General features: G+C 43.1%; 14 protein-coding genes. 9 read left to right on the top strand and 5 right to left on the bottom strand.

Features of this window, described 5'->3' with window-relative positions; genetic code table 11:
• Positions 1–12: 12 nt before the first annotated feature.
• Together FET73_RS12285 and bioB are read right to left on the bottom strand one after the other, a co-directional pair.
• Positions 13–1,164, bottom strand: coding sequence for an aminotransferase class I/II-fold pyridoxal phosphate-dependent enzyme (locus FET73_RS12285; RefSeq protein WP_154224261.1), 1,152 nt, complete (start codon positions 1,162–1,164; stop codon positions 13–15).
• A 20-nt stretch (positions 1,165–1,184) separates the two neighbouring features.
• Entirely contained in the window at positions 1,185–2,147 is a 963-nt protein-coding gene (gene bioB / locus FET73_RS12280; protein WP_154224260.1) for a biotin synthase BioB, read from the bottom strand.
• Between the two features lie 366 nt (positions 2,148–2,513).
• Between bioB and FET73_RS12275 the strand changes: the two genes are divergently transcribed.
• The gene (locus tag FET73_RS12275; RefSeq protein ID WP_154224259.1) at positions 2,514–3,767 is read left to right on the top strand and encodes a glycoside hydrolase family 18 protein; all 1,254 of its coding nucleotides are present in this window, start codon (positions 2,514–2,516) and stop codon (positions 3,765–3,767) included.
• A 16-nt stretch (positions 3,768–3,783) separates the two neighbouring features.
• On the opposite strand, the gene FET73_RS12270 is transcribed toward FET73_RS12275, so the two are convergent.
• A complete protein-coding gene (locus FET73_RS12270; RefSeq protein ID WP_154224258.1) occupies positions 3,784–4,389 on the bottom strand; it encodes a DUF2238 domain-containing protein in 606 nt (201 codons plus the stop codon).
• Positions 4,390–4,440: 51 nt separating this feature from the next.
• Positions 4,441–4,908, bottom strand: coding sequence for a methyltransferase family protein (locus tag FET73_RS12265; RefSeq protein ID WP_218944331.1), 468 nt, complete (start codon positions 4,906–4,908; stop codon positions 4,441–4,443).
• Between the two features lie 128 nt (positions 4,909–5,036).
• Between FET73_RS12265 and FET73_RS12260 the strand changes: the two genes are divergently transcribed.
• Together FET73_RS12260 and FET73_RS12255 are read left to right on the top strand one after the other, a co-directional pair.
• Positions 5,037–5,831, top strand: coding sequence for a TerC family protein (locus FET73_RS12260; protein WP_154224257.1), 795 nt, complete (start codon positions 5,037–5,039; stop codon positions 5,829–5,831).
• Positions 5,832–7,661 carry a cation:proton antiporter gene (locus FET73_RS12255; RefSeq protein WP_154224256.1) on the top strand — a complete coding sequence of 610 codons (1,830 nt, stop codon included), beginning with the start codon at positions 5,832–5,834 and terminating at the stop codon, positions 7,659–7,661.
• Position 7,662: 1 nt separating this feature from the next.
• On the opposite strand, the gene FET73_RS12250 is transcribed toward FET73_RS12255, so the two are convergent.
• Positions 7,663–8,400: a PepSY domain-containing protein gene (locus FET73_RS12250; protein WP_179952268.1), complete on the bottom strand. Its 738-nt coding sequence runs from the start codon at positions 8,398–8,400 to the stop codon at positions 7,663–7,665.
• A gap of 188 nt (positions 8,401–8,588) precedes the next feature.
• Between FET73_RS12250 and FET73_RS12245 the strand changes: the two genes are divergently transcribed.
• Genes FET73_RS12245 through FET73_RS12220 form a run of 6 tightly spaced genes read left to right on the top strand, consistent with a single transcriptional unit; the run spans position 8,589 to position 15,624 of the window.
• Positions 8,589–9,572, top strand: coding sequence for an AAA family ATPase (locus FET73_RS12245; protein WP_154224254.1), 984 nt, complete (start codon positions 8,589–8,591; stop codon positions 9,570–9,572).
• A 15-nt stretch (positions 9,573–9,587) separates the two neighbouring features.
• Complete coding sequence (locus FET73_RS12240) at positions 9,588–10,598, top strand: DUF58 domain-containing protein (RefSeq protein WP_154224253.1); 1,011 nt, start codon at positions 9,588–9,590, stop codon at positions 10,596–10,598.
• The gene (locus FET73_RS12235; protein WP_218944330.1) at positions 10,598–11,158 is read left to right on the top strand and encodes a DUF4381 domain-containing protein; all 561 of its coding nucleotides are present in this window, start codon (positions 10,598–10,600) and stop codon (positions 11,156–11,158) included. Before FET73_RS12240 ends, FET73_RS12235 begins: the two co-directional genes overlap by 1 nt.
• On the top strand, positions 11,151–12,116 hold the full coding sequence (locus FET73_RS12230; protein WP_154224251.1) for a vWA domain-containing protein: 966 nt from the start codon (positions 11,151–11,153) through the stop codon (positions 12,114–12,116). The genes FET73_RS12235 and FET73_RS12230 overlap by 8 nt, the downstream gene beginning before the upstream one ends.
• Complete coding sequence (locus tag FET73_RS12225) at positions 12,116–13,966, top strand: vWA domain-containing protein (RefSeq protein ID WP_179952267.1); 1,851 nt, start codon at positions 12,116–12,118, stop codon at positions 13,964–13,966. The genes FET73_RS12230 and FET73_RS12225 overlap by 1 nt, the downstream gene beginning before the upstream one ends.
• Positions 13,966–15,624 (top strand): BatD family protein, encoded by a 1,659-nt coding sequence (locus FET73_RS12220; RefSeq protein ID WP_154224249.1) that lies wholly within the window; start codon positions 13,966–13,968, stop codon positions 15,622–15,624. Before FET73_RS12225 ends, FET73_RS12220 begins: the two co-directional genes overlap by 1 nt.
• Positions 15,625–15,628 lie beyond the last annotated feature (4 nt).

The raw sequence follows: 15,628 nt of genomic DNA, 5'->3' as shown, positions 1-15,628 counted from the left end.
TATGGAATGTGGTTAATAGTTACCAATCAAACACTGAACCAGCAGGTCAATGTCCTCTTTCTCCAAAGCAGCTGTTAATGTGAAGCGCAAACGGCATTGGTTTTTAGCAACAGTCGGCGGTCTGATGGCCGAAACAAAAATGCCCCGATCAAGTAAATAAGCCGCCTTCTCCAATGTGGCTTCTTCACTGCCAAGCACAAAGGGTTGGATGGCAGTATCACTTTCTTGAGCGCAGTGTTCCAAATCATATAAGACCACTTGTTCTTTGTAATAATGAATCAGGTCTAAAACTTTTTCACGGCGCCATGATTCACTTTGAATGATTTCTAATGCTTTGAGGTTAGCGGCTATTGTGGCTACAGGCATTGAGGTATTGAATTTATAGGTCCTGGCTTTTTGAATGATGGTATCAATGACTTCATTGGAGCCGACAGCATAAGCGCCACTGCTACCAAATGCTTTGCCAAATGTGCCAGATAACAAGGGTACGTTGTTCTTGTTCAAACCTTGTGCTTCAACTGTACCACGTCCAGAATCACCAAACATGCCGACACCATGGGCATCGTCAACCCACAGCAAAGCATCATGCGTTTGTGCCATCACTGAAAGTGCACGCAAGTCAGGACTGTCACCGTCCATGCTGAAAATGCCATCGCTGGCGAGCAAGGCATTTTTATTGCCTTTCAATGCCAAAGCCTCTTCGGCTTTGTCATAATTTAGGTGCGAATAGCGCTTCAACTGGGCGCGTGCTATCAATGCACCATCAATCAAAGACGCATGGTTTAACTTGTCTTCAACCAGCACATCATCTTTGTTCAATAAGGCCTGTGCGATGCCCAAATTGGCCATGTAGCCTGTGGAAAACAGCACCGCTTTGTCATAACCTAAAAACGACGCCATGGCGAATTCAAGTTCTTGGTGCAAGGATGTGTAACCTGACATCAAAGGTGAGCCAGTTGAGCCAAATCCCAGTTTTTGTGATGCATTGGTGGCGGCAATAATTAAAGCTGGATGAGCTGATAAATCCAAATAGTCATTGCAGTTAAAATTGAGCAGTTGCTTGCCATTGATGGAGACATAGCGACCGACTTTTGAAGTCCTGACCACGCGTTCGCGGTACAGCTGCTGTTCTCTTAGGTTTTGTAACTGATCAGAATAATTCATATGATTTTATGGCGTTCTAATTAATGTCTTGCTGGCATCGGTTCAATGCCCAATTTTTTAAACAAAGCCATGTCTTTGTTTTCATCAGGATTTGACGTGGTCAATAATTTTTCACCGTAGAAAATCGAGTTAGCACCAGCAAAGAAGCACATCGCTTGAACCGCTTCTGACATTTCATTACGGCCAGCTGACAAACGAACCATAGACTCTGGCATCATGATGCGGGCCACAGCAATGGTGCGAACAAAATCCAAAGCATCAATTTTTTCAATGCCATGTAATGGTGTGCCTTTGACTTGAACCAAAGAGTTAATTGGCACAGAACCTGGGTGTTTTTCTAAGTTGGCCAAAGCCATTAACATGCCGCCACGGTCGCGTTGTGATTCGCCCATGCCGACAATACCACCTGAACAGACATTAATCCCTGCATCTTGAACGTTTTTTAAAGTATCTATGCGTTGATCAAACTTTCGTGTGGTGATGATTTTGTCGTAAAATTCTTCAGACGAATCGATGTTGTGGTTGTAATAATCCAAACCTGCATCAGACAGTTTTTCAGTTTGTTCCTTTTTCAGCATGCCTAAAGTCAAACAGGTTTCCATGCCCAAAGCTTTAACACCCTGCACCATCTTAATCACTTGATCTAAGTCTTTGTCTTTCGGGCTGCGCCATGCAGCACCCATACAAAAACGCGTTGCGCCCTGTTCTTTGGCGTTACTGGCTTGTTCGATCACGGTATCAACAGCCATCAAAGGTTCTTTTTCTACGCCCGTGTCATAACGAACCGACTGAGGACAATAGCTACAATCTTCAGGACAAGCGCCAGTTTTGATGCTTAACAAGGTGCTGATTTGAACGTGATTGGGGTTGAAGTTTTCACGGTGAATACAATGCGCTTTGAATAACAAGTCATTGAAAGGTAAAGCAAATAATTTTTCGACTTCTTCAATTTTCCAGTCGTTTCGAATCGGTGTAGATTTCATGTGGTGGTTTGCAAAAAAACAAAAGTGAAAGTATGCGTCTTTGGCTCAAAATAGTCAATCATAGCACGGGTTTTTATGGCTGCATTTAGCAGGCTTAAAACGCCACGATGTTATTACTATTGTTGTGTTTTAAGTTGTGGGATACATCATACTATAGCACTCTAATAAGTTTTTGATATTGGTGGCAGCAGTGCTTTTGTGAGATAAATACAGGCTTTAATTGAAGTAACTGTTGTGAAACTAATGAGTTGGTTGTGTTTTTGTGAATCAATTCAATGCATCCGGGCACAAAGAGTCGAATAATAGATAACACAAAAGGCACTATTAAATATGTGTTATGAATCAAAAAATTAGCGTTTTAAATATATGAAAACAATCGAAATCAAGCTATTGCAAATTGTATTGACAGCTTTATTATTTTTTAGCTTCACAGTTTCCATATCTTCAACAGAGACTTTTGAACGGTCCGGTGATGACATTATTTATATTTCAGGATTTGAGTTTCAACCACTTCAAGATAAAGTTTTAGCAGGGTATTTCACTGAGTGGGGTGTTTATGGCAGAAACTATCATGTGAAAAATTTACACACTTCAGGTGCTGCTGAAAAGTTAACTCACATTATTTATTCTTTTGGAAATGTCATTAATGGTGAGTGTGCCATGGGCGACAGCTATGCAGCCATTGACAAATATTATGATGCGGCCAACAGCGTGGATGGTGTGGCTGACAGTTGGGATCAAGGAGCATTAAGGGGAAATTTCAACCAGTTACTTAAATTAAAACAATTGCACCCTCACATTAAAATTCTGTGGTCTTTTGGAGGCTGGACTTGGTCTGGTGGCTTTGGAGAAGCGTTACAAAACCTGGCTACATTTGCAGATTCATGTCATGACTTGGTATATGACGACAGGTGGAGTGGCGTGTTTGATGGTATCGATATTGATTGGGAATACCCTAACGAATGTGGGTTAAGTTGTGACAACAGCGGATATAACGGCTACGGTACTTTGATGCAGGGCTTGAGAAATCGATTTGGTAATGAATTAGTGACTGCCGCCATCGGAGCAGGAGACACCAAGCTTGCTGCTGCCAATTATGGAGAAGCTGCTCAGTTTTTAGATTTTTATATGCTCATGTCTTATGACTTCTTTGGTGCATGGAATGCCAATGGGCCAACTGCCCCCCATTCTCCTTTATACAGTCACATAAACAATCCTAACAACAATGCACACAGTGACTATGGAGTTCAATACCTCAAATCCGAAGGTGTACCCGCAGCGAAAATCACATTGGGCGTGGGATTTTATGGTCGTGGCTGGCAAGGAGTAACTGAAAGCCAGCCTGGGGGTTCAGCTACTGGGGCGGCTGATGGTGAGTATGAAGCAGGAAATAACACTTATAAAGTTTTGAAACAAAGTTGTCCTGCGACGGGTGTCGTAGCAGGAACTGCTTATGCATTTTGCGGTGATGAATGGTGGAGTTATGATACCCCTGAAACCATTGCATCAAAAATGGCTTATGTAAACCAAGAAAAACTGGGTGGTGCTTTCTTTTGGGAAGCCAGTGGAGACACCGCAAACGGTGAACTGATTTCAGCCATGAAAGGCAGCTTGGATTAATTTAAATTGTTGGGTTTCATTTGGGGTGCTGTTTAACAGAGTCAAGTTGTTTATCATGCCACCTCGAAAGTGTCATCAGTGCCAAAATACTGCCTAATAAGGCGTAGCCCATATCAGACTGGGTGTCCCAAATATAACCTTGGGTGCCTAAAAAGGCTTCAGCTGATTGACCAGATGCTATCGCTACAAACCATTCTATCAATTCATAAAAAGCACTGAAGGCCAAGCAAATACTGATTATTATGACGACCAGCCATTTGGCTGAATTCACGACTTGGTGCCTGATCAGCACTTCTCTGGCAATGATGGCGGGGATAAAGCCTTGGGCTAAATGACCCACTTTGTCGTAGTTGTTTCTTTCTGATCCCATCCAGTCTCGAATCCAATCAAACAAGGGCACTTCAGCATAAGTGTAATGACCGCCCACCATCAGAATAACCATGTGAATCAAGATCAAAACATAAAGCAAAGGCGTCAGCGGAAATGATTTACGTGTGGAGACTAAAATAACAGCGCCGATGACGGCGGGCAGCACCTCCAAAAACCAAGTAAAATAATCTTTGGGATTGATGCCAGACCAAACCAACACAGGAGCGAAAACAAGCCACCACCATTTGTTCATGCTATTTCATCGAATAAAAATAAGATTCTATCACAATGAAGGTAATGCGTTTTAAATCCAACGTCGTACTTTTTGGCAGTAAACCTCATATTCGGTGCCGAATAATTTCAGCAAAGCTTGTTCTTCTGGTTTGATCTGAAAGCGGTTCATGTATAGCACAAAAGCTGGCAACAATAACCATGGCAGTGCGTGTGTTAAAACGGTGGCGAAAGCTGTAAGAAACAACAGGAAGCCCACGTACATGGGGTTGCGTGTGTATTTATATATGCCGGATTGAACCATGGATGTTGCGTTTTCAGGTTGTGTTGGATCGACGGTTGTTTTGGCGCGGCGGAAGCTGTAAATACCGGTAGCAATGAACAAAGAGCCCAATAGTCCAATTAATCGCATCCACAGCTTTTTGTTTTCGACGTGAAAACTTAATTCAGGAAAAAGCTGAGTTAGAGACCACATTAATGAGGCAAAAATCAGCACCAACAAGGCCGGTGGCATTTTGAGTTCTAAGGATTGCATGTTCATTTGACAAAGCTGTGGGTTGAGGAGGGGGAATTCAAGTATTGAAGTCGAATCACCAATAAATCAATCATTTGTGACTTGCAAAAAATCGCTTCATTGTTGAGAATGATTGTTTTTTGCTTGAGTTGATTATGGAAGGGTTGTTTACGTTAGAGAATTTGTTCACTTTGGGTATGTTGGTGATGTTACAGGCTGTTTTGGGCTTTGATAACTTGCTTTACATCATCATCGAGTCACAACGTGTTGAAAAATCGCAGCAGTCTAAGTTGCGTAAGACCGGCATTTGGTTGGCGGTGTTGTTCCGTTTGGTGCTTTTATTTGCTTTGCTGAAACTGTTGTCTTACTTTACAGAGCCGATGTTTACCTTGGGTTGGGAAGGCGTGGTTGAAGGTTCCTTTAACCTGCGTGCGGTGGTCGTGCTCTTGGGTGGTGTTTTCATCATCTATACAGCGATGAAAGAAATTTGGCACATGCTGTCATTAGAAGATGCAATGGCTGAACAGAAAGAGAAAAAGTCCAGTTTCACAACAGCTTTGGTGTTGATTGTGACCATGAATGTGGTGTTTTCATTTGATTCTATTTTGTCTGCCATGGCATTGACAGATAATTTTTACGTTATGGCGACGGCTATCTTGATTGGTGCACTTTTGATGGTGTGGTTGGCAGATACCATTGCGGCATTTTTGCAAAAAAATCGCATGTATGAAGTCTTGGGTTTATTTATCCTGTTCATCGTCGGCATCATGTTGTTGTCTGAAGGTGGGCACATTGCACACTTGAAGTTTTTTGGTCATGAAATCACTCAAATGAGCAAGGCAACGTTTTATTTTGTCATTGTCATTTTGGTTATTACTGAAATTGTTCAATCCAGGTATTCGAAGAAATTATCGAAAATGAAAATGGCTCACAATGACTTGGCTGAATAAATGTTAGAAAATAACCTGATGTTGGTGCTGGCTTTGATCGGCATATTGGGCTCAATGGCGCAATGGTTGTCTTGGTGGTTAAAGTTGCCATCGATTTTGTTTTTGTTGCTTTTGGGTTTGGTGTTGGGCAAGCCGGTATTGGGTTGGGTTAATCCTGACACCTTATTTGGAGACTTGTTGTTTCCATTTGTTTCATTGGCGGTATCAGTGATTTTATTCGAAGGCGCTTTGACTCTTAATTTCAAACAAATCAAGGGTCTAGAGTCTGTGGTACGGCGCATGGTTACCGTGGGCATGGGAGTCACATGGGTCACCATTTCTGTCGGCGCTCACTTTCTTATTGATCTCAATTGGGCCATGTCATTCTTGTTTGGTTCATTGGTGGTGGTCACTGGGCCTACCGTCATTGTGCCTATGTTGCGGATTTTGAATTTGAATAAAAAATTGTCTAATGTGTTGCGTTGGGAGGGGATTGTGATTGATCCTTTGGGCGCTTTATTGGCTGTTTTGGTGTTCAACTTCATCATGGCATCCCAACAAGGTGGAGCGGGTTGGCTGGTGGTGATTCAAAGCTTTTTTTGGATCATGGCCGTAGGCGCCATCATTGGTGCCGTATCTGGCAGTTTATTGGGTCTGATTCTGAGAAGGCATTGGTTACCTGATTACCTGCACAATGTGTTTGTTTTGACCTTGGTTTTCATTACTTTTGCAGCTTCACATACCTTGGCACACGAATCTGGTTTGTTGGCCGTGACTGTGATGGGGATGTGGTTGGCCAACAGCAAGAACACGCCGATTGAAGACATACTGCATTTCAAAGAAAGTCTGACTATCTTGTTGATATCAGGTTTGTTTATATTGCTTGCTGCGCGGGTGGATGTATCGCATCTATTAGACTTAGGCTGGTCTGCATTGGTTCTGTTTTTGGTTGTTCAGTTTGTTGCCAGACCATTGAAAGTCTGGGTTTCTACAGTAGGATCTGATCTTACATGGCAAGAGAAAGTGACCTTGTCTTGGATTGCACCCAGAGGTATTGTGGCGGCGGCAGTTTCGGCTTTATTTGCCTTGAGGTTGGAGCAAGAAGGTGTGCCAGGTGCATCACTGATGGTGTCTTTGACTTTTATGGTCATCATTGGGACTGTGGTTTTTCAATCGGCAACTGCTGGTTGGGTATCAAGAAAACTGGGAGTGGCCAACCCAGAAAGCAAAGGTGTGTTCATCATAGGCAGTAATGTGGTCGCCGTGACCGTTGCTGAAGCCTTACAACAACAAGGGTTTGAGCCCATGGTCAGTGATTCACATTGGCGTTTTATTCAAGAAGCCAGAATGAAAGGCATCAAAACTTATTACGGCAATCCGGTTTCAGAACATGCAGATCACAATCTGGATTTCATTGGAGTGGGTAAAATGCTGGGCTTGTCTATGAACAATGACCTGAATGTTTTGGCGGCCAGTCGATACAAAACTGAGTTTGGTGTGGCCAATACTTTTGTTTTACCGATTGAAGAAAAAAGTAAAAACGGTGAAAAGCACAGTGTTTCAAAACAAGGCAGGGCCAGAATGTTATTTGGAAAGGATGAGACCTATGCCAAGCTGGCCAGCTTGATTGCTCAAGGTGCGCAGGTTAAAGCCACGATGTTAACAGAGAGTTTTGGGATTGATGAATACTTGGCTAAGCATGGCAAAAATGCGATTCCATTGTTTGCCATCAGTCCAAATGGCAAGCAACTCAAAGTGGTCACTGGTTTGCGCAGTTTAGAGGATATAAAAAGCGACTGGAAGGTGATGTCGTTGATTCGGAACAATGAAGAAGCCAAAGGAAACGACTGACTCATTGAGTCGTTTTCTTTTTCCTTAGTTTGATGGTGTAAAACAGCAGCCAAATACCAGAAATGGCAACAAACAAAGCCAACAATGTGGATATGATGAGCAGCGGATGATTAAAATCACTGCGCTCATCATAATCCATGATATGTAACATCCACATAAAATCGAACAAACGCCAAGTATCTGTGCGTTTGGCCAATATTTGCCCTGATACAGGTGACACATAAATCCGACTGTTGTCTTCATCGTCTAATTGAACCTGCCAAATAGGTGCAGGACGCCCTCGGACTTCACCGGGCAGCTCGGTTAATAACTGTATTGAAGTGATGTTTGAATCTTGTGCCAATTGTGATTGAACAATATTTTTGACCATAGATTCAGGCAAAGGTGAAATGATCGCTTTACTGCGCGGATCAAACAAGGATTGTTGCTGGGTTGCATTTTTGGTGCTTTTGACCAATAAATAAGGCTTTTCCATCAGGCTGATGGATTGGGCGTAAAGGATGGTTTCATCTTTGTCTGGGTATTCAGAAAGGCTTTGGCTCAAGTTAGCAAGTTGCGCGTGTTTTTGCTCTTTCAATAAATGATCACCATGCACGGTGTCAATATCAAACCATGTCATGACCAAACCACTGACAAACCACAATAAAATCTGAATGCCGATAATCAGCCCTATCCACTTATGGATTTTACGTAATAAATGTGATGGTTTCATGATGCCAAGCATTAAAAAAAGGTTCATTATAGGGGAAATTGCTGATTGGCCAATACATTCACTACTTTTGACACATCCGAATAAATTATCAGCGTTTATAATGCTTGTCATTGGAATGACAGGGTGTCGAAAGAAGTATTTGGTCTTGAATTTTTTTTGACCGGAACTATCATAAGCAATCTCAGTCAAAGCCGTTACCCAAAATCAGGTGAATTATGGAACAAAGCACAGAACAATTAACACAAGCCTTTCAAAACATCAGACAAGCCATAGGCACACAAATTCTAGGACAGCAAAAACTGGTTGATCGCCTTTTGATGGCCTTGTTATCACATGGTCATTTATTGGTTGAAGGCGCGCCCGGTTTAGCGAAAACCACCGCCATTAAAGTGTTATCAGAATGTATAGACGGCAACTTTCACCGCATCCAATTCACCCCAGATTTGTTGCCTGCTGACTTAACCGGAACCGATGTTTACCATGCCCAGTCGGCTACTTTTGAGTTTCAAAAAGGCCCTTTGTTCCATAATTTGGTATTGGCCGATGAGGTCAACCGAGCACCAGCCAAAGTACAGTCGGCCTTGCTTGAAGCGATGGGTGAACAACAAATCACGGTCGGTAAAACCACTTATAACTTGCCTGAATTATTCCTGGTAATGGCGACTCAGAACCCGATTGAGCAGGAAGGTACTTACCCATTACCTGAAGCGCAATTGGATCGTTTTTTGATGCATGTGACGATTGACTATCCTGAAGCGGATACTGAGCTGGATATTTTGAAGCTGGCTCAAAGGAAAGATTTGGCAGAAATGTCAGATAAAGTGAAGCATGAGGAACTGCTGACTCAAGAGCAGATTTTTGCTGCTCAAAAACACATTTTGAATTTGTTTGTTGCTGAAAACCTTGAGAAATATTTGGTTGAGTTGATTCTAGCGACAAGAAATCCGGGTAAATACGATGCCCAATTGGCAGAACAAATTGACTTTGGCGGTTCACCTCGGGCGACCATTGCCTTGGATCGTTGTGCCCGTGCTCACGCCTTTTTAGAAGGTCGAGATCACATGTTACCTGAAGACATCCATGCGGTGATTCATGATGTACTGCGCCACAGAATCATTTTGTCTTTTGAGGCTGAGGCCGAAGGCCACACCGCAGATGAAGTGATTGATCAGTTGTTGGCGATTGTGCCTTTGCCTTAATTCAGCATTGAATCAATGAGCCAAAACGCCAAAAAAGAAGCAACCAAGGGACAAAACCCAGCGATAGATGTGATGGCCAAAACCATGGTCAACACACGCCACCATGCCAGACAATTAGGCATGGCTCGAATGAAAAAAGCCTCATCGGCCATCTCCGGTTTGCATGATTCGCGTTTTCGTGGTCGTGGTATGGACTATTTAGAGTCGCGCATATATCAGGCAGGTGATGACATCCGAAACATGGATTGGCGCGTGACAGCGCGTACAGGTGATGCACACACCAAGTTGTTTCAAGAAGAGCGCGAACGCCCGACTTATGTGATTTTGGACAGCAATGCGTCGATGTTTTTTGGCACCAAATCTAAATTCAAAATGGTTTTAGCGAGTGAAATCGCTGCATTCTTCGGCTGGTCATCAATACAAAATGGTGACCGCATCGGTGTATTGACCTATGGCATCCATGGCACGCACATCGTTAAAGCCACACCGGGAAAGCGAGGCATGATGGCAATGATGTCGCATGTACTCAAGACTTCAGTTCGCATACCAAAAGTAGAAAACAAAGCAGAACAACAAGAAAATTTAGACCAAGCTTTGAAGCAAATGCGCACCGTAATCCGACCAGGCAGTTTGGTTTTTATCGTCAGTGATTTTTTGAACTTGGGTGAAGAGGCCAAAAGGCAGCTGTTACAACTGCGCAAGCACAATGACGTATTAGCGGTCAAAGTTGCCGATCCATTCGAGGTTGAATCTCCATTGGCTGCAAGGTATGGCATCCAAACCCAAAGCAGACAACAATCAGACAGACACATGAAAGTGCGCATCATGGACACCAGAAAAGATGCCACCCTAGAACGATTGAATACACAACAGCAAAATCATATTGAAGATTTGAAGACCCAAATCATCAAAGCAGGCGTGCCCATCATTCCAGTACAAACCAATGATTTATGGGTCAATAAATTACGCAATGGTTTGAGTAACCCCAGTTTGGCTTTCAACCATTGGTTGGGGAAGCAGTCATGATGCAACAAACTGTACCCATGAACAGCAACCCACCTAACATGACGCAAGCTGCCCAAGAGTTGCCCTTACGTGACTTACATTTACCTGCTGAACCGGGATTTTGGCCGCTGGCTCCGGGTTGGTGGTTTGTCTTGACTTTGTTGGTGCTGTTTTTATTTTTTCTTGGCGTTAAATGGTACAAGAGAAGGCAGCGAATAAAACGCTTTAATGAGATTGAACAACAGTTGGGTGCGATAAACTTTGCCTATACTGAACACAAAGACAAAAGGCTGTTGCTATCAGAATTGTCAATGTTGTTGCGTCGTTTTGAAAAATTCCAACAGCACAATGACCATCAAGTGACATTAGCCGGTGCTCAGTGGATTGAGCATTTGAACAGTTATCACAAGGAACAGCCATTCACTCAATTTCAGGGTTTATTGACCGATGCGATTTATCAGCCAACGGTTGAGTTTGATGAAAAAGCGTTGTCAGAATTGATTCACAACCACATCAAAAAAGTGGTGATGAAACAGTTAATCCCGCAAAGAAATGAAGCCAAGGAGGTAAGCAATGTATAGTTTTGCTTGGCCTTGGTTGTTTGTTTTGTTGCCGCTGCCCTTTTTGGTGCGCTTGTTACCGCGTGTTAAGCAGGCCAGTATCACCACCATTTCAGTGCCTTTTTTGAAGGACATGTTTGCTAACCAACAACAAAGCAGCAGCAACAAATGGCGCTGGTTAAATTTGTTGTTGTGGCTGTTTTTATTGACCGCTGTGAGCAGGCCGCAATGGATTGGTGAGCCGGTACCATTACCTATCGAAGGCCGAGATTTGATGTTGGCGATTGATATTTCTGGTTCTATGGAACAACAGGACATGCAAATTAATGGTCAGGCTGTTGACCGATTAACGGCAGTTAAAAAAGTGGCCGGAGAATTCATAGAGCGTCGAACAGGTGACCGATTGGGCCTGATTCTTTTTGGCGAAAACGCCTATTTACAAACACCTTTGACCTTTGACCGTAAAACGGTACAAACATTACTGTATGAAGCAGCGATTGGCTTAGCGGGTAAGTCTACAGCCATCGGTGATGCCATTGGTTTGGCGGTAAAAAAAGCGCGCGAAGTTGAAAACAACAACCGAATTTTGATTGTTTTGACTGATGGTCAAAATACTGCTGGAGCGATTGAACCCTTGAAAGCGGCAGAATTGGCAAGAGAAGAGCAGTTGAAAATATACACCATTGGTGTCGGTGCCGATGAAATGGTCAGCAATGGATTTTTTGGACAGCGTGTCATCAATCCTTCAGCAGATTTGGATGAGGCCACATTAAAACGCATTTCAAAAATTACAGAAGGCCAGTACTTCAGAGCCCGAAATTCGCAAGAGTTAGAGGCGATTTACATGATGTTGGATGAGCTGGAGCCATTGGCGGAAGATGAAAAATTCTTCAGACCTACTGACGAATTATTTTTCTGGCCTTTACTTGCTGCCTTGGTCGCTTTGATGGCTTCCTTATGGATCAGGAGGCTGGGTTGATGGACACAAGTATGATTGAAGGCATCATTTGGTCTGATTTTCATTTTTTGCGGCCTGATTTCCTTTGGTTATTGATTCCTGCGGCTTTGTTGTTGTGGAAAGGCATGAACAAGGGTGGAGGCAAAGATGGGTGGGAACAAAGCTGTGACCCGGAACTGCTTCAAGCGATGCAGGTTCAAGCAGCCCAAAAAGGCAGTAAGCTACAATGGTTATATTGGCCTGCGGCATTGATCGCCATTTTGGCCATTTCAGGTCCTGCAGTGAGAAAAGTCCCTGTACCTGTAGTACAAAACCAATCGGCTTTGGTGTTGGCCTTAGATGTATCACGAAGCATGCTGGCCGATGACATCAAGCCTTCTCGTTTACAAAGGGCTAAATTTAAAATCAAAGACTTGTTGGCTGATCGCAAAGACGGTCAAACGGCTTTGGTGGTTTATGCAGGTGATGCTTTTGTGGTGACACCTCTGACCGATGATGTGGCAACCATCTGTGCCATGTTAGAAGCGATAGAGCCATCAATCATGCCGGTCAAAGGCACCAATACGAGCAAAGCCTTAGAAAAGGCGGCAGACTTATTAAAGCAATCCGGCGCCCGTCAAGGTGAAGTGTTATTAATCACTGACAGCATCTCACTGTTAAAAACAGAAGATACTTTGAGCGAATTAGCGAATCAGAAAATCAAAACCCATGTCATGGCAGTGGGTACTGAAGCTGGCGCACCGATTCCTACTCCACGTGGTTTTGTTAAAGACCTGCGGGGTCAAATCGTGATTCCTAAACTGGACTTCAAAAGTTTGCAACAAGCGGCCGTTACCGGTGGTGGGTATTTCACCGTATTGTCCAGTGGTGATGATTTTGCTGGTATGTTCGATGCCAAAACAAACGCAGATCAAGGAGATGAAGAAAATTCAGCTGACAATCCTTTTAAGGATGATGATTTAGGGAGCGAAAACTTCATTGATGATGGTCCTTTGTTGGCTTTGTTGTTGTTGCCTTTAGTCGCAATGCTCTACCGACGGGGCATGCTGTTGTTTCTGGCCTTGGCAGTGGTGTTACCGGTTGAACAGTCACACGCGCTTTCTTGGGATGATTTGTGGCTCAATGAAGACCAGCAAGCTTGGAAACATTTACAAAATAATGAAGTCGAACAAGCACAAAATACCGCGATAGATCCCAAAATTCAGGCCGCAGCAGCTTACAAAAACAAACAGTTTAAACAGGCGGCTGATTTGTATGGGTCGCAAGACAATGCACTGGACAAGCATTACAACGAAGGCAATGCATTGGCACAAGCAGGTGAATTTGAAAAGGCTTTGGACAGTTATGAGCAAGCTTTGACCTACAATCCTGAAGATGAGGATACCTTGTACAACAAAAAAATTGTAGAAGAGGCGCTTAAGCAACAACAAGAGCAAGAACAACAGCAACAAAACGAGCAAGGTGAACCAGGTGAGGAGTCAGACGAAGAAAAGTCTGGCGACCAAGAACAAGATTCTGAACAGCAAAACCAAGAGCAACAAGACCAAGACGAGCAACAACAAGAGCAAGAAAGTAACGAACAAAAACAACAAGCTGAAAAAGACGAGCAGTCTGAAGAAGCCAATGAAGATCAGGCAGAACAAGAACAGCAACAAGCTGACGAAGAACGTGAAAAAGAAGAAAAAGAGCAGCAAGAAGTTGAATTAACACCGGAAGAAAAAGCTTTGGATGCCGAGGAAAAGCAGGCCATGGAACAGTGGTTAAGACGCATCAAAGATGATCCAGGTGGGCTTTTGAGGCGCAAGTTTTTATACCAATACCATCGCAGAAACCAAAGCGATGACGATTTTCAAACCACAGAGGATTGGTGATGAATAAATACAAATTAATGATTGTTTTGCTGTTATTCAGTGCAGTTTCAACAGCTGAATTAACTGCCACAGTTGATCGGACTACCCTGTTCTTAGGTGAGTCAATCACTTTAGAAGTGACGATGGACAAAAACACCAACGGCCAACCCGATTTTACGATGTTAGATGCTGTTTTTCATGTTGGCAGCACCGGTCGTTCTAGTTCTACACAAATCATCAATGGTGAAGCATCCTCTACCACCACGTGGCAAGTACTTTTGGTGCCAAAATCCTTAGGTTCTCACATCATTCCTCCGATTGAGGTAGATGGCGAATCGACCCAAGCCCTTCGAATAGAAGTGAAAAAACCTGATCCTAATGCCAAAGCCCAAGGTGATATTTTTATCGAAGTGATACCGAATAAAACCGAAGCTTTTGTGCAAGAAGAAATTATTTTAACGGTACGTTTACTCTATGCCATTAATTTAAAGAATGGTGGCTTATCAGACCCCAATGCAGATGGCGTTGTTGTTCAACAAATTAACAAAGGCGCCAGTTACAGTACCCAAAGAGACGGAAAGACATACCAAGTATTAGAACGAAAATACGCGATTTATGCTGAGCATTCAGGCCCTTTGACACTCAATCCTATGGTCTTTGAAGGTGAAGTCACAGATAACAGTCGTCGTTCCAGCTACAGTATGTTTCAACGTGGCAGACCTGTTCGTCAAGTTTCAGAAATGTTAGAATTAAACATCAAGCCCATTCCTCAAGAATTTGTCAACAAACCGTGGATACCTGCCAGTGATTTGAATGTTACGCAAACGTGGTCTCAAGGTGACTATAAGGTGGGTGAACCCATTACCCGAACCATTAACTTTGTAGCGACTGGCTTGTCTGAAACACAGTTACCAGAAGTCGAAATTGATCAGTTTAAAGGCGCCAAGATTTACCAAGACAAAACGGACACCATGACCCGAACTGATGGAGAACGTTTGATAGCAACAAAAACTATCAAGTATGCGGTGATACCGAATGAAGCCGGTCAGTTGGTGATACCAGCGTTTAAATTAGATTGGTTTGATACACAAAATCAAACCACTCAAACAGCACTCATTCCAAGCACCACATTTGAAGTCGCAGCAGCGGAAGTAGCGACACAAAACACACCAACACCGACAGCACAAATTCAAACGGAACGCCCTGACAGTCAGGTAATGATTGCAGCGCCAACAGAATCGCAACAAATCACTTCAAATCGAGACAGTATCTGGCGGCCATTGGCTTTGATTTTTGCCAGTTTATGGGTGTTAACCGCCTTATTTTTGCTGAGGCGTATGCGCAAACAAGGCGAACAGAAAACATCCGAAAAACCGAAAAAGAATACTTTTGATGTTAATTTACGGGCCTTGAAAGAAGCCACACCGAGCCGAATTCAGCAAACCCTGTTGATGTGGTGGAACCAAGAACACCAGCAAAATGTGACCAATTTAAGTCAAATCATTAATCAAATTGATGACAAAGCCACCACACAAGCAATTGAGTCCCTACAAGAATGTTTGTACAAAGGTGCTGAATATGACCATAACATCAGCTGGTTTCAGTTAGCCAAACAAGGTGGGTTTGAATTAAAGGTTAAAAAACAAAACAAATCTGAAGGATTGCCTGAGCTGTATTAATGAA

Source organism: Marinicella rhabdoformis (assembly GCF_009671245.1).
Taxonomy (GTDB): Bacteria; Pseudomonadota; Gammaproteobacteria; order Xanthomonadales; family Marinicellaceae; genus Marinicella; species Marinicella rhabdoformis.
Note: the sequence above shows the minus strand (reverse complement) of the source record. Positions and strands in the feature narration are given on the sequence as shown.

What these genes read in the sequence shown, in the direction of transcription:
- FET73_RS12285 (WP_154224261.1), bottom strand. Translation starts at nt 1,164, where the DNA reads ATGAATTATTCTGATCAGTTACAAAACCTAAGAGAACAGCAGCTGTAC.
- bioB (WP_154224260.1), bottom strand. Translation starts at nt 2,147, where the DNA reads ATGAAATCTACACCGATTCGAAACGACTGGAAAATTGAAGAAGTCGAA.
- FET73_RS12275 (WP_154224259.1), top strand. Translation starts at nt 2,514, where the DNA reads ATGAAAACAATCGAAATCAAGCTATTGCAAATTGTATTGACAGCTTTA.
- FET73_RS12270 (WP_154224258.1), bottom strand. Translation starts at nt 4,389, where the DNA reads ATGAACAAATGGTGGTGGCTTGTTTTCGCTCCTGTGTTGGTTTGGTCT.
- FET73_RS12265 (WP_218944331.1), bottom strand. Translation starts at nt 4,908, where the DNA reads ATGAACATGCAATCCTTAGAACTCAAAATGCCACCGGCCTTGTTGGTG.
- FET73_RS12260 (WP_154224257.1), top strand. Translation starts at nt 5,037, where the DNA reads ATGGAAGGGTTGTTTACGTTAGAGAATTTGTTCACTTTGGGTATGTTG.
- FET73_RS12255 (WP_154224256.1), top strand. Translation starts at nt 5,832, where the DNA reads ATGTTAGAAAATAACCTGATGTTGGTGCTGGCTTTGATCGGCATATTG.
- FET73_RS12250 (WP_179952268.1), bottom strand. Translation starts at nt 8,400, where the DNA reads ATGAACCTTTTTTTAATGCTTGGCATCATGAAACCATCACATTTATTA.
- FET73_RS12245 (WP_154224254.1), top strand. Translation starts at nt 8,589, where the DNA reads ATGGAACAAAGCACAGAACAATTAACACAAGCCTTTCAAAACATCAGA.
- FET73_RS12240 (WP_154224253.1), top strand. Translation starts at nt 9,588, where the DNA reads ATGAGCCAAAACGCCAAAAAAGAAGCAACCAAGGGACAAAACCCAGCG.
- FET73_RS12235 (WP_218944330.1), top strand. Translation starts at nt 10,598, where the DNA reads ATGCAACAAACTGTACCCATGAACAGCAACCCACCTAACATGACGCAA.
- FET73_RS12230 (WP_154224251.1), top strand. Translation starts at nt 11,151, where the DNA reads ATGTATAGTTTTGCTTGGCCTTGGTTGTTTGTTTTGTTGCCGCTGCCC.
- FET73_RS12225 (WP_179952267.1), top strand. Translation starts at nt 12,116, where the DNA reads ATGGACACAAGTATGATTGAAGGCATCATTTGGTCTGATTTTCATTTT.
- FET73_RS12220 (WP_154224249.1), top strand. Translation starts at nt 13,966, where the DNA reads ATGAATAAATACAAATTAATGATTGTTTTGCTGTTATTCAGTGCAGTT.